The sequence below is a fragment of the Streptomyces sp. JNUCC 64 genome (assembly GCF_054484115.1).
Genome location: NZ_CM137015.1, coordinates 7229673 through 7244433 on the forward strand (window position 1 = coordinate 7229673; position 14761 = coordinate 7244433).

Annotated in this window: 8 protein-coding genes; 7 read left to right on the forward strand and 1 reads right to left on the reverse strand. The window is 75.3% G+C overall.

Annotated elements, in window-relative coordinates; genetic code table 11:
- The first annotated feature begins 11 nt into the window (after positions 1–11).
- On the forward strand, positions 12–4688 hold the full coding sequence (locus ACVWNX_RS29800; protein WP_454411284.1) for a hypothetical protein: 4677 nt from the start codon (positions 12–14) through the stop codon (positions 4686–4688).
- A gap of 266 nt (positions 4689–4954) precedes the next feature.
- Positions 4955–5104, forward strand: a complete 150-nt coding sequence (locus tag ACVWNX_RS29805) for a hypothetical protein (RefSeq protein WP_454411285.1) — start codon at positions 4955–4957, stop codon at positions 5102–5104.
- Between the two features lie 538 nt (positions 5105–5642).
- Here the strand turns inward: ACVWNX_RS29805 and ACVWNX_RS29810 are convergent.
- A complete protein-coding gene (locus ACVWNX_RS29810) occupies positions 5643–6221 on the reverse strand; it encodes a hypothetical protein (RefSeq protein ID WP_454411286.1) in 579 nt (192 codons plus the stop codon).
- A gap of 500 nt (positions 6222–6721) precedes the next feature.
- Here ACVWNX_RS29810 and ACVWNX_RS29815 point away from each other — a divergent pair, with 500 nt between their 5' ends.
- The 5 genes from ACVWNX_RS29815 to ACVWNX_RS29835 are packed head-to-tail and all read left to right on the forward strand — an operon-like array spanning position 6722 to position 14753.
- Positions 6722–9481 carry a sensor histidine kinase gene (locus tag ACVWNX_RS29815; protein ID WP_454411287.1) on the forward strand — a complete coding sequence of 920 codons (2760 nt, stop codon included), beginning with the start codon at positions 6722–6724 and terminating at the stop codon, positions 9479–9481.
- Positions 9478–9912 carry a roadblock/LC7 domain-containing protein gene (locus tag ACVWNX_RS29820; RefSeq protein ID WP_454411288.1) on the forward strand — a complete coding sequence of 145 codons (435 nt, stop codon included), beginning with the start codon at positions 9478–9480 and terminating at the stop codon, positions 9910–9912. The genes ACVWNX_RS29815 and ACVWNX_RS29820 overlap by 4 nt, the downstream gene beginning before the upstream one ends.
- A 9-nt stretch (positions 9913–9921) precedes the next feature.
- Positions 9922–10317 (forward strand): DUF742 domain-containing protein, encoded by a 396-nt coding sequence (locus ACVWNX_RS29825; protein ID WP_454411289.1) that lies wholly within the window; start codon positions 9922–9924, stop codon positions 10315–10317.
- A gap of 46 nt (positions 10318–10363) precedes the next feature.
- A complete protein-coding gene (locus ACVWNX_RS29830) occupies positions 10364–14170 on the forward strand; it encodes a hydantoinase B/oxoprolinase family protein (RefSeq protein WP_454411290.1) in 3807 nt (1268 codons plus the stop codon).
- Positions 14151–14753 (forward strand): GTP-binding protein, encoded by a 603-nt coding sequence (locus ACVWNX_RS29835; RefSeq protein ID WP_454411291.1) that lies wholly within the window; start codon positions 14151–14153, stop codon positions 14751–14753. Before ACVWNX_RS29830 ends, ACVWNX_RS29835 begins: the two co-directional genes overlap by 20 nt.
- Positions 14754–14761 lie beyond the last annotated feature (8 nt).

The window sequence follows — 14761 nt, forward strand, 5'->3', positions numbered from 1 at the left end:
AGTCCGCCGCCATGTACGAGCTGTCCCGGGTCCGCCTCTACTCCATCGGACCCGCCGGTGCGCGCTACGCCGACACCGTGCTGGACCTGCGCGGGGTCGGCGCCCCCGTGCCCGACCCCGCCCCCACCCAGGCGGAGTTCTTCGCGGAGGAGCCGGTCGGCCCGCCGCGCCGCCCGGCCCCCGCGGGCGTGCTGTTCCTGGAGAACGGCGGCGGCAAGTCCGTCCTCCTCAAGCTGATCTTCTCGGTGATGCTCCCCGGCCACCGCAACACCCTGGGCGGCGCCAGCTCCGGAGTGCTGCGCAAGTTCCTGCTCGCGGACGACTGCGGCCACGTCGCCCTGGAGTGGCAGCACACCCGGACCGGCGAGTGCGTGGTGGTCGGCAAGGTCAGCGAGTGGCGGGGCCGCCAGGTCTCCAACGACCCCCGCAAGTTCGCCGAGGCGTGGTACTCCCTGCGCCCCGGCCCCGGCCTGGGCCTCGACAACCTCCCCGTCGCCGAGTCCACCGCCGTGCGCCCGCCCGTCGAGGGGGCCTCCGGCGCCCGGGGCCGCCGCCGCACCATGAAGGGCTTCCGGGACGCGCTCACCGAGGCGGGCCGGACCTACCCGCACCTCGACGTCCACTGGGAGGAGATCCACGAGCGCTGGACGGACCACCTCGGGGAACTCGGACTCGACCCCGAACTCTTCCGCTACCAGCGCGAGATGAACGCCGACGAGGGCGAGGCCGCCGGACTCTTCGCGGTCAAGAAGGACTCCGACTTCACCGATCTGCTGCTGCGGGCCGTCACCGACACCCGGGACACCGACGGCCTCGCCGACCTCGTCAGCGGCTTCGGCGGCAAACTCGGCCGCCGCGCCGAACTCATCGCCGAACGCGACTTCACGGCGGGCTCCGTCGACCTGCTCGGCCGGATCGTGGACGCCGCCGCCACCCGCGCCCGCACCCGCGACGTCCACGCCGCCGCCGAACGCCGCACCCGCGTCCTGGTCCGCGCCCTGGCCGCCCGGGGCGCCGCCGAACGCCTCCGCGCCGCCGACCTCGCCGACCGGGTCACCGCCGCCGCGGACACCGTCACCGAGGCCGAACGGGCCCGGGGCCGCAGCGACCTGATCGCCGCCGAACTGGCCTTCCGGCACGCCTCCCTGGCCCTGACCGGGGCCGAGAAGGCCGCCGCCGCGCAGAAGCGCGAACTGGCCGACGCCCGCACCCTGTACGCCGCCTGGCAGGCAGCCGAGGCCGTACTGCGGCACCGCGCCGCCGCCGACCGCTCCGCCCGGGTGGCCGCCGCCATCCTGGAGGCCGAACGGGACGCCGCCCCCGCGCTCGCCGCCCGCGCCCGCGCCGCCGCCGACCTGGTCCGCGTCCTGCACACCGCCGCCGAGAACGCCGAGGGCCTCGCCAACGAGGGCGAGGAGCGCTCCGCGGCCCTCCAGGAGGCGGGCGAGGCCGCCCACCGCGACGCCACCGCCGCCGCCACCGAGGCCCAGCGCGCCCGCAGCGAGTCCGGACACCTCCGCCAGCGCCTCGCCGAGGTCGAACAGGAGACCGCCGAGGCCGTCCGGGCGGGCTGGCTCGACGACACCGCGCCCGACGCCGACCCCGCCCGCGCCGCGCTCGCCGCCAGCGAGTCGGAGAAGACCGCCGTCGCCGCCTGGGACACCGCCCGCGAAGCCGCCCTCCGCACCGCCGGGACCGCCCGCGAGACGGCCACCGCAGAGTCCCGCGCCGAACTCACCGCGGCCCGCGCCGCCGACGCGGCGAGCGCCGCCGCCCGCGCCCACGACGCCGAACGCCTCGCCGCCGAGGCCCTCGCCGCCGAGGAACGCCTCACCGAACTCCTCGGCCTGCCCGGCGCCCCCGCCCGCCCCGTGGACACCCCCGGGGTGCCCCAGCCCCGCCGGGCCGACCCGTCGGCCACCGACGGACCCGAACCGGACCCCGGCGCCGCCCCCCTGACGGCCACCGAACTCGACCACGTCGCGGACGATCTGCGACGGCTGCTCGACGAAGGGGTCACGGCCGCCGAACGCCAGCTTTTCGAACTGCGCACCGCCGCCGCCGACGACTCCCGCATCCTCGGCGCCCTCGGCGACGGCGGCCTCCTCCCGCCCGGCCCGGACGTCCTCGCCACCGTCGAGTTCCTCGGCGAACAGGGCATCCCGGCGCTCCCCGGCTGGCGCTACCTCGCCCAGGCCGTGGACCCCGCCGACCACGCCCGGGTCCTCGCCGCCCGCCCCGAACTCGTCGACGGCGTCATCATCACCGACCCGGACACCCACGCCCGGGCCCGCGCCGCGCTCGCGGGCGCCGCCCTGCTGCCGCGCTCCACGGTCGCCGTGGGCACCGCCGCCGCCCTGCTCGCCCCCACCCCGCCCGCCGGGACCGGCGACGGAGCCGACGACGCGGTCTTCCTCGTCCCGCCGAACCCGGCCATGCACGACGAGCACGCCGCGGACGAGGAACGGCAGGCCCTGCGCACCCGGGCCACCGCCCGCGACGAGGAGATCCGGGCCCTCGCCGCCCGCCTCGCCAAGGACCGCGAACTCGCCTCCCGGCTCGCCTCCTGGCGCACCGGCTGCCCCGCCGGACGCCTCGCCGAACTCGCCGCCGCCGCCCACCGGGCCCGGGCCTTCGCCGAGGAGACCGAGGCCGAACTCACCGAGGCGCGCACCGCCCGCGCCGAGGCGGAGGAGACCGCCGCCGAGGCCGCCCGCGTCCGCGACGAACGCCAGGACACCGCCCAGCGCGCCCGCCGCGCCGCCGACGCCCTCGCGGGCCTCGCCTTCCGGCTGCGGGAACGCGCGGGCTGGCAGGCCCGGCTGCGGGAACTCGCCGACGAGGCCGTCGAGTCGGAGGCCCGCGCCCAGTACTGCCTGGACCGCGCCCGGACCGCCGACGAGGACCGCCGCGCCGCCCAGCGCGCCGCCGACGACGCCCGCCGCACCGCCCGCGCCCTGCGCGCCGAACGCGCCGACATCGCGGGCGCCCCCGACGAGCTCCCCGCGGCCGACGCCGACGAGGCCGCCCCGAAGATCTCGCTGCCCGCGCTCCGCGAGGCGTACCGGGCCGCCTCCCAGGTGTACGAGAAGGTCGGCGTCGGCGCCGACCTGCGTGCCGAACAGGCCCGCGCCGAGAGCGACGAGAGCGCCGCCCTCGCCGAACTCGACCGGCTCAGCAACAAGGTCCGCACCCGCGCCGCCCAGCTCCTGGAGTCCCCCGACGGCTCCGACGGGCCCTCCCGCCAAGCCGCCGCGGCCCGCGCCGAGGAACAGGTCCAGCTCCTGGACAACCGGGTCTCCACCGCCAGCGAGCAGCTCGGACGGCTGCGCGGCGACGCCGAACGCCTCGCCCCCCAGGACGGCGAGGCCCACACCCCGCTCCCGGAGGACCAGGTCCCCACCGGGGTCGACCACGCCCAGGGCCTGCTGCGCGCCGCCACCGCCGAGCTCGCCGCCCGTACGGAGGCGCTGACCGGGGCCCGCGAGGCCCACGCCGAACTGCTGCGGGCGCACCGCGCCGCCGAGGACGCGGCCGGGGGCTTCGACGAGACGGCCGCCCAGCTGCGGGATCCGCTGCGCGACCACCACGACCCCGAGGCCACCGAGGCGGCCGGGGAACCCGAGCCCTACCCGGGCACCCTGGCCGAGGCCCGGACCGCCGCCGCCGAGACCCGCCGCTCGCTGCGCGGCTGCGCCGCCGACCTCTCGGCCGCCGACGGCGCGGTGCGCGAGGCCAGCGACGTCCTGGTGCGGCACGCCAACTCCACCCGCTACGAACAGGTCCGCACCCCGGCCCGCCAGCAGATCCGGGAACTCCCCGCCGCCGCGCTGCCCGACCACGCCCAGAAGTGGGCCGACGCGTTCGCCCCCCGGCTGCGGGTGCTCACCGACGAGCTGGCCCAGCTGGAACGCAACCGCGACTCGATCGTGGACCGGCTGCGCGGACTGGTCGAGTCGGCGCTGGCCACCCTGCGCTCCGCGCAGCGCCTCTCCCAGCTCCCGGAGGGACTGGGGGAGTGGTCCGGGCAGGAGTTCCTGCGCATCCGCTTCGAGGAGCCCGACCAGGCCACCCTGGTGGAACGGCTCGGCGAGGTCATCGACGAGGCGACCCGGGCCGCCGTCCGCAAGAACTCCGATCTGCGGCGCGACGGCATGTCGCTGCTGCTGCGCGGGGTGCAGGCCGCCCTCCAGCCGCGCGGCGTCTCGGTGGAGATCCTCAAGCCGGACGCGGTGCTGCGCGCCGAGCGGGTGCCCGTCGGACAGATGGGCGACGTGTTCTCCGGCGGACAGCTGCTGACCGCCGCGATCGCCCTCTACTGCACGATGGCGGCGCTGCGCTCCAACGACCGGGGTCACGCCCGGAACCGGCACGCGGGCACCTTGTTCCTCGACAACCCCATCGGCCGTGCCAACGCCACCTATCTGCTGGAGCTCCAGCGGGCGGTGTCCGACGCGCTCGGGGTCCAGCTCCTGTACACCACGGGCCTCTTCGACACCACGGCCCTCGCGGAGTTCCCGCTCGTCATCCGGCTGCGCAACGACGCCGACCTGCGGGCCGGGCTGAAGTACATCAGCGTCGAGGAACACCTGCGCCCCGGACTGCCCCAGGCCACCGCCTCGGACGAGGGCGTGCACGGCGAGATCACCGCGACCCGGATGTACAAGCGCCCGGCCCCGACCGCCTGACCCGGGGACCGTCCGGCCCGCCGCTCCGGAGGGCGTCCCCCGCCCGCGTGACGGCGGGGGAGCGCCCCTCGCGGGCCCCCACCGACCGGGACGCCGGGCCGCGCGCGGGCCGACGGAGACGCACCAGGTCCGGTACGGACCGCTCCCGGCCGTCGTCCCACGCGCTCCAGCGGGCCCGGACGGGCTCTCGACGGCCGGGGGCGATGCCCGCCGTCCCGCCCGCCCGCGACCGGTGGAACGGTGGACACGCACATGCTGACGACCACGTGGACGAGGACGTTTCCCCCGCTCTCGCGGAGTGCCTGCGGAGCGACGACGACGGCCGTCCGGTGCGGATCGCCGCCTCCGTCTGCGGCGGCTGTGGCGGTCGGACGTTCTCCGTACTCGTCGACGCCCCCACCGGGTCGCACCCGTAGGGGGCGCGGGGAACTGCGCGAGCAGCCCACCACGGCCCCGCACCCGAAAGCGGACCAGCGGAAGCGGCCCCCCTGTACCCGGACCCCACGTACCGGCTCGTGGCCACCCGTACCGGGCCCGCACGCTAGCCAGACGGGACGCACCTGAAAGGGGCGCGGGGAACTGCGCGACCGACCGACTACGGCCCCGCACCCGAAAAGCGAACCGGCGGAAGCGGCCCCCACGTACCCGGCTCGTGGCCACCAGGCTCCAGACCCGTACGCGAGCCGGACGCCCCACCCCCGCCGGGCCGCACCCGAAGGGGGCGCGGGGAACTGCGCGAGCGCCCCACCACGGCCCCGCACCCGAAAGCGGACCAGCGGAAGCGAACCCACGTACCCGGGCCCGAGGTACCCGGCCCCCGGACACCCGGACCGGCACAGCCACCCGGGCCCGGGACGTCCGGCCCGGAGCCCGGGACCTCCACCCCGGAGCCCGGGACGTCCGGCCCGGGCCTAGGGCACCGTCCCGGACCAGGCCCGGGGCCCACAGTCGCCCTCAGGAGGGCGACAACCGCTTGGCCGCCCGCCCCCGCTCCCGACGGGCCCGCCGCTCGGCCCGCCGCTCCTGCCGCCGGACCCGCCGCCGCTCGCGCCGCAGCGCCCGTGCCGTGCTGCTGGGCGTGGACACCACCCCGTGGCGCTGCTTCCACACCTGACGGGTCACCCAGACGTCGAGCACCCCCCAGGTGGCCACGATGGTGCTGACGACGCTGCTCAGCACCATCGGGAAGGCGAGCCACGACTCCGCGAGGGTGCAGAAGAACGCGGTCATCGCCTGGATCAGCGTGACCGACACGATCAGGACCGCCCGTACCGCCGCCGTCCGCACCGGGTCCGCCATGCGATAGCGGTCCGCGGGCTCCTCCACCCACAACTGCCGGGGACGGCGCCCGGCATCCGTACTGCCGCCCGGCGCGGTCTCCCGGCCGTCGTCGGGACGCGGGATCCGGGCCGCCCCTCCGGTAGTCCCGGAGCTCCCGGTGCTCCCGGTGGCGCCAGTGGTGCCGTCCGCCACGGCCGGACGACTCGCCGGGACGCCCCGCCCGACCGCCGTCCGCCGCTCTGCCGTTCTCATGACCTCGTCACTCCCCACCATCCACGGGCCGAACCGCCGGGTGCCGCTGCCATCGACAACCAGGTGGTGCCCGTCTCGCTCCGCTTCATGCCGCCCGGAGGCGGTCCGGGAGGACGGCGGTCCCGTGATGCTCCGGGACGCCCCCACACCCGTCTTGGGTCCGTGCTCATCCGCACCGGCGGCCACTCGGCTCCCCGGTGACCCCACCCCGTACCCAACTCCCGTACGGAAGACGAACGAACACACTGGAAGATTCCCCCAGACCGCACACTTTCGGCCAACTGAACGCGCTGAACGGGTCGGGTACGGCAGAGAGTGAGCGGAGCCACAGGGGAGTCAATCTCCCATCATAGCCGGACAACTGATGATGTCTCGCTCCGTCTCCGGCTCATCGGCATCCGGACACGTCTTCGAGAAGCTCCCACGTCAGTAGTAGGCTCACGCCGTTTCTTGACGCGCTTGTTTACCCCCTCGACGGGGTTTCGATGTATGGGGAGGCCATGCGCTTTCGCGGGAAATCGATCCGCCGGAAGATCGTGGCGTTGCTGCTGGTGCCGCTCGTCTCGCTGACCGCTCTGTGGGGTTTCTCCACCGTCATCACCAGTCGTGAGGCCACCCGGCTGCTGACGGTCGCCGAAGTGGTCGACAAGATCGGGTATCCGGTCGAGGACATGGTCCAGGCCCTCCAGGAGGAGCGCCGCCAGTCCCTGGTCTTCCTGGCCGATCCACGCTCCACCGACGCCCTGTCCGATCTGCGACGGCTCACCGAGCGCACGGACGAACTGGTCACGAGGGTCCGGAAGAACACCCGGGGCTCCGGGGTCGCGGACGACCTCGACGCCGAGTCCCGGGGCCGCCTCACCGCCCTGCTCGGGGCCCTCGACGGCCTCGGCTCCCTGCGGCACGCGGTGGAGGAGGGAACGATCAGCCGGACCACCGCCCTCGACCTCTTCAACCGGCTCATCGACCCCGCCTACGCGCTCGTCATGACCGTGCACGGCCTCGACGACCCCGAGATGGACAAGCAGGGCCGCGCCCTCGTCGGCATCGCCCGGGCCCGCGAACTGCTCTCCCGGGAGGACGCCCTCCTCGGCTCCGCCCTCGTCGCCCGCCGCCTCACCCGGCACGAGATCCGTGACATCTCCGACCTCGTCGCCCAGCGCCAGCTGCTGTACGAGGTCAACCTGACCCTGCTCCCGGCCTCCGAGCGCGAGCGCTACGAGGCCTTCTGGTACGGCCCGGACACCACCCCGCTGCGCGTCGCCGAGGAGTCCGTGGCCGCCGCGGCCCCGGGCGTCCCCACCATGCTCACCGCGGCCGGCTGGAACGAGGCCACCGAGGCCGTCCTCGACGAACTCGCCGACCGCAACGCCGCCGCCAGCGACCGCTACCAGGACCGGGTCCGCCCCATCGCCGTCGGCGTCATCTCCCGGGCCGTCATCGCGGGCGTCCTCGGCCTGATGGCACTGCTGTTCTCGGTGTTCCTGTCGGTCCGCGTCGGCCGTGGACTCATCCGCGACCTGCGGCTGCTGAAGATGGAGGCCCACGAGGCGTCCGGCGTCCAGCTGCCCGGCGTCATGCGGCGCCTCGCCGCGGGCGAGAAGGTCGACGTCAACACGGAAGCCCCGCGCCTGGAGTACGGCAAGGACGAGATCGGCCAGGTCGGCCTCGCCCTCAACACCCTCCAGCGCGCCGCCGTCGAGGCCACCGTCAAACAGGCCGAACTGCGGCACGGCGTCTCCGAGGTCTTCGTCAACCTCGCCCGGCGCAGCCAGGTCCTCCTGCACAAGCAGCTCACCCTGCTGGACGCCATGGAGCGCCGCACCGAGGACACCGACGAACTCGCGGACCTCTTCCGCCTCGACCACCTCACCACCCGCATGCGCCGTCACGCCGAGGGCCTCGTCATCCTCTCCGGCGCCGCCGCCTCCCGGCAGTGGCGCAGGCCCGTCCAGCTCATGGACGTCGTCCGGGCGTCCGTCGCGGAGGTCGAGGACTACGAGCGCATCGAGATCCGGCGGCTGCCCAGGATCGCCGTCACCGGCCCGGCGGTCGCCGACGTCACCCACCTGGTCGCGGAACTCCTGGAGAACGCCACGGTGTTCTCCCCGCCCCACACCACCGTCCAGGTCTACGGCATCTACGTGGCCAACGGCTTCACCCTGGAGATCCACGACCGGGGACTCGGAATGACCGCCGAGGCGCTGCTCGACGCCAACCTCCGGCTGGCCGAACCCCCCGAGTTCGAACTCTCCGACACCGACCGCCTCGGTCTGTTCGTCGTCGGCCGTCTCGCCCAGCGCCAGAACGTCCGCGTCACGCTCCAGCCCTCCCCCTACGGGGGCACCACCGCCGTCGTCTTCCTGCCCGACGCCCTGTTCACCGGGACCGCCGACGGCGACACCGACGGCACCGGGACCCGCGCCGCGCGCCTGGTCACCGAAGCCGGGGCGGGAGCGGCCACCCGCGCCACCACCCCCGCCCAGGGCACCGGCACCCTCCCCGGGCTCCCCGCCTCCGTCCTCGACGGCCCCACCGAGGTCGCCGCCCCGGTCGGCTCCGCCGACGACATCGAGGTCCTGCCCGGCCGCCTCGTCTCCCAGGACGCCGACCGCGTCCCGCTCACCGGACCCCGCCGGGCGGTCACCGCCCTCCCCAGAGAGCAGCACCGCCTCGGCGCGTCCGCCGGTCCCACCGCCGAGGCCCCGGCCCCGGACGACCACTCCGGACTGCCGCGCCGCCGGACCCCCAAGCTCGTCAGCTCCCACGGCCGTCCCGTCACCGACTCCGGCCCCGCCCCCGCGCGCGCGGTCCCCGGCTCACCGCCGGACCTGCCGCGCAGGCGCCGACTCCCGGAGGCCACCACGAGCCCCGCGCCCGGCGGCGACGCCGTCCGCAGCCTCCAGACCCCGCCCGGCGACGACGGCGCCCCGGCGACGACCGCGCCCCGCCGCGAGCGGACCACCCCCGACCGCCGCCCCCTCCCGGGCGGCACCTCCCCGGCGGAACCCCCGACCGGCGCCCTCCCGCGCCGGGTCCGCCAGGCCAACCTCGCCCCGCAGCTCAAGAGCGGCCCCGACCTGCGCGGCGAACGCGCGGGCGCCCGGCCGGTCAGCGACGAGCGGGACGCCGACGAAGTACGCAGCCGCATGGCCTCGCTCCAGCGAGGGTGGGCCCGTGGCCGCGAGGAGAACGCCGAGGGCGACACCGCCCGGGGCGGCACAGCACACGGAACGACAACCGAGGGGGACGGTCCATGACCGCACCACAGGTCAACCACAGCGCGGCCGGGGGAAACAGCGACCTCAACTGGCTGCTCGACGAACTGGTCCAGCGCGTCGCCAGCATCCGCAAGGCCCTCGTCCTGTCCGGCGACGGCCTGCCCACCGGCGTGTCGCGGGACCTGACCCGGGAGGACAGCGAGCACCTCGCCGCCGTCGCCTCCGGCTTCCACAGCCTCGCCAAGGGCGTGGGCCGCCACTTCGACGCGGGCGGCGTCCGCCAGACCGTCGTCGAACTCGACGAGGCGTTCCTGTTCGTCACCGCCGCCGGGGACGGCAGCTGTCTCGCCGTGCTGTCCGACGCGGACTCCGACGTGGGCCAGGTCGCCTACGAGATGACCCTGCTCGTGAAGCGGGTCGGCGCGCATCTGGGGTCCGCTCCGCGCACCGAACTGTCCTCGGGCGGGTAGTGGGACTGCATGAGCGCAGACGGTCAGGGAACCCCCCACTGGTTCGATGACGACGCCGGCCCCGTGGTACGTCCGTACGCGATGACCCGGGGCCGCACCACCAGCGCCACCCAGCACCGCCTCGATCTGATCGCGGTGGTCGTCACCGAACCCGACGCAGCCGACCCGGAGGCCGACCAGACACTCTCCCCGGAACACGTCGACATCCTCGAACGGTGCCGCGACACGCCGCAGTCCGTCGCCGAACTCGCGGCGGAGCTGGACCTCCCGATCGGCGTGGTGCGGGTGCTGATCGGGGACCTGGTCGACGACGAACTCGTCCATGTGACCCGTCCCGTCCCTCCGGCGGAACTGCCCGACGCGAGTATCCTGCGCGACGTGATCAACGGCCTGCGGGCCCTGTGAGGCGGCCCGCGGATCCGGCGGGCGGCGCGGCAGCGGGGAGAACGGCGTGACGGGCTGGCAGTTCTGGGTCGACCGCGGCGGCACCTTCACCGACGTCGTCGCCCGACGGCCCGACGGACGCCTCGTCACCCGCAAACTGCTCTCCGCCCGGCCGCGGGCCCCCCGGGACCGCGCCACCGAGGGAGCCGCCCGCTCCGGCGGCGGCCCACGACCCGGACCCGTCCCGGACGCCCCCGGCGCCGACGCCGCCGTCGAGGGGATCCGGCTGATCCTCGCCGAACACCGCGCCGCCCTCCCGGACGCCGCCGCCCCGGACGACCCCGGCACCCTCGGCGGTCCCGGCGACCCCAGTGGCCCCGGTGGCCCCGATGGTCCCGACGACGTGATCGACGCCGTCCGCATGGGCACCACCGTCGCCACCAACGCCCTCCTCGAACGCACCGGCGAACGCGTCCTGCTGCTCGTCACCCGGGGCTTCCGCGACGCCCTGCGCATCGGCTACCAGAACCGGCCCCGCATCTTCGACCGCGAGATCGTGCTGCCCGAACCGCTCCACGAACGCGTCGTCGAGGTCGACGAACGCGTCACCGCCCAGGGCGAGGTGCTGCGGGAGCCCGACCTCGACGCCCTGGAGGGGCCGCTGCGCGCCGCCCTCGACGACGGCGTCCGCGCCGTCGCCGTCGTCCTGCTGCACAGCCATCTGTACCCGGAGCACGAACAGCGCGTCGGCGCCCTCGCCGCCCGCCTCGGATTCCCCTGGATCTCCCTGTCCAGCGAGGTCAGCCCGCTGATGCGGCTGGTGCCCCGGGGCGACACCACCGTCGCCGACGCCTACCTCTCCCCGGTGCTGCGCCGTCACGTCCGGCGCCTCACCGAGGAACTGGGCCCGGACGCGCCCCGCCCGCTGTTCCTCCAGTCCAACGGGGGCCTCACCGACGCCGAACGGTTCCGGGGCAAGGACGCCGTCCTGTCCGGACCGGCGGGCGGCGTCGTCGGCATGGCCCGGCTGTCCCGGCTCGCGGGCCACGACCGCGTCATCGGCTTCGACATGGGCGGCACCTCCACCGACGTCTCCCACTTCGCGGGCTCCTACGAACGCTCCCTCACCCACACCGTCGCCGGGGTCCGGCTCAACGCCCCCGCGCTCGACCTGCACACCGTCGCCGCGGGCGGCGGCTCCGTCCTCCACTTCGACGGCGGCCGCTACCGCGTCGGCCCCGACTCCGCGGGCGCCGACCCCGGCCCCGCCTGCTACCGCGCCGGCGGCCCCCTCACCGTCACCGACGCCAACCTGCTGCTCGGCCGCGTCCAGGCCGACCACTTCCCCCGGGTCTTCGGCCCCGGCCACGACCAGCCCCCCGACGCCGGCCTCGTCCGCGAACGCTTCACCGCACTCGCCGCCGAGATCACCCGCCGCACCGGCGACGACCGCACCCCCGAAGGCGTCGCCGAGGGCTATCTGCGGATCGCGGTCGCCAACATCGCCCGCGCCATTACCCGGATCTCCGTCCAGAAGGGCCACGACGTCACCCGCTACGCCCTGACGACGTTCGGCGGCGCGGGCGGCCAGCACGCCTGCCCGGTCGCCGACGCCCTCGGCGTCCGCACCGTCCTGGTGCCCCCGCTCGCCGGAGTGCTCTCCGCCCTCGGCATCGGCCTCGCCGACCTCACCGCGCTCCGGGAACGCTCCGTCGAAGCCCCCCTCGGCCCCGCCACCGCGCCCCGCGTCCGCGCCACCGCCGAGGCCCTGGCGGACGCCGCCCGCGCCGAACTGCGCGCCGAGGGCGTCCCCGACGACCGGATCGACCTCGCCCACCAGGCGCACCTCCGCTACGACGGCACCGACACGACCCTCGCCGTCCCGCTCGACGACCCCGGGACCATGGCCCGCGCCTTCGCGGACCGCCACCGCGCCCTGTACTCCTTCACCCTCGACCGCCCCGTCGTCGTCGAGTCCCTCTCGGTGGCCGCCACCGGCCGCACCGACCCTCCCGACCTCTCCGGCCTCGCGCCCCCGCCCGGCCCTCCGGAACCCCCCGCCGAGGCGGACCTGCACACCGGCGGCGCCTGGCGCCGGGTCCCGCTGCACCGCCGCGCCCGGCTCGCCCCCGGCCACCCTGTCACCGGACCCGCGCTGATCACCGAGGACGGCGCCACCACCGTCGTCGACGAGGGCTGGCGCGCCACCGCGGGCCCCCTCGGGCACCTGGTCCTGGACCGCGTCACCGCGCCCGCCGCCCCTCGCGCGGACACCGCCGCCGACCCGGTGCTCCTGGAGGTCTTCAACAACCTGTTCACGGCCGTCGCCGAACGGATGGGCACCCGGCTGGAGTCCACCGCGCAGTCCGTCAACATCAAGGAACGCCTCGACTTCTCCTGCGCCCTCTTCGACCCCGACGGCGGCCTCGTCGCCAACGCCCCGCACATCCCGGTCCACCTGGGATCGATGGGCACCAGCGTCAAGGAGGTCATCCGCCGCCGGGGCACCGGCCTGCGGCCCGGCCGGAGCTACGCCGTCAACGACCCGTACCACGGCGGCACCCACCTCCCGGACGTCACCGTCATCACCCCCGTCTTCGCCCGCCCCACCGATCCCGCGCCGGGGGACACCCCCCTGTTCTTCGTGGCCTCCCGGGGCCACCACGCCGAGATCGGCGGCATCACCCCCGGCTCCATGCCCGCCCACAGCCGCACCCTCGACGAGGAGGGCGTCCTCTTCGACGACTGGCTCCTCACCGAGGACGGCCGCTTCCGCGAGGCCGAGACCCGCCGTCTGCTCACCGCAGGCCCCCACCCCTCCCGGGACCCCGACACCAACCTCGCCGACCTGCGCGCCCAGACCGCCGCCAACCAGAAGGGCGTCGACGAGGTCCGGAACATGATCGACGAGTACGGACTCGACGTCGTCCAGGCGTACATGCGGCAGGTCCAGGACAACGCGGAGGAAGCCGTCCGCCAGGTCGTCGGCACCCTCCGGGACGGCGCGTACGCCTATGAGACCGACTCCGGCGCCGTCATCCGGGTCCGGGTCGCCGTCGACCGCGCGCGGCGCTCCGCCACCCTCGACTTCACCGGCACCTCCCCCCAGCTCACCACCAACTTCAACGCCCCCCAAGCGGTCGTCACCGCCGCCGTGCTCTACGTCTTCCGCACCCTGGTCGCCACCGACATCCCCCTCAACGACGGCAGTCTGCGCCCGCTGCGGATCGTCGTGCCGCCCGGCTCGCTGCTCGCCCCGCGTTCCCCGGCCGCCGTCGTCGCGGGCAACGTCGAGACCTCACAGGCCGTCACCGGAGCCCTCTACGCGGCCCTGCGCGTCCAGGCGGAGGGCTCCGGCACCATGAACAACGTCACCTTCGGCGACGGACGCCACCAGTACTACGAGACGGTCGCCTCCGGCTCCGGCGCCGGGGACGGCTTCCACGGGGCGTCCGTCGTCCAGACCCACATGACCAACTCCCGGCTCACCGACCCCGAGGTCCTGGAGTGGCGGCTGCCCGTCCTCCTGGAGGAGTTCGCCGTCCGCCCCGGCAGCGGCGGCGCCGGACGGTGGCACGGCGGTGACGGCGCCGTGCGCCGCCTCAGGTTCCGCGAGCCGATGACGGTGTCCGTCCTCGCCCAGCACCGCAGGGTGCCGCCCTACGGACTCGCGGGCGGATCCCCGGGTGCCTTGGGGGCCGCCCGCGTCGAACGCCGGGACGGTACCGTTCAGCACCTGGACGGAAGCGACTCGACGCGGGTGAGTCCCGGAGACGTCCTCGTCGTCGAGACACCGGGGGGCGGCGGATACGGTCCGCCCGCCCGCGACTCCACCGAGGCAGGAGAAGGAAGCCATGACCCTGGGGCGCACTGAGCGCAAGGCCCCGATAGAACCCGTCACCCTCAAGATCCTGGTGGCGGGCGGCTTCGGGGTCGGCAAGACGACCCTGGTCGGCGCGGTGAGCGAGATCAAACCGCTGCGCACCGAGGAGGCCCTCAGCGAAGCGGGCCGCCCGGTCGACGACACCAGGGGCGTCGAGGGGAAGAACACCACCACCGTGGCCATGGACTTCGGCCGCATCACCCTCCGCCAGGACCTGGTGCTGTACCTGTTCGGCACCCCCGGCCAGGACCGCTTCTGGTTCCTCTGGGACGAACTGGCCACCGGGGCGCTCGGTGCCGTCGTCCTCGCCGACACCCGACGGCTGGAGGACTGCTTCGCCGCCGTCGACTACTTCGAACGCCGCCGCATCCCCTTCGTCGTCGGCGTCAACTGCTTCGACGGAGCGTCCCGTTACCCCGCCGACACGGTCCGCCAGGCGCTCGACCTGGACCCGAGCGTCCCCGTCGTCCTGTGCGACGCGCGGGACCGGGAGACGGTCAAGGACGTCCTCATCGAAGTCGTGGAACACGCCCTGCGGGTCAGCGTCCCGGTCCGTCAGACGGCCACCACCTGACGGCCGCC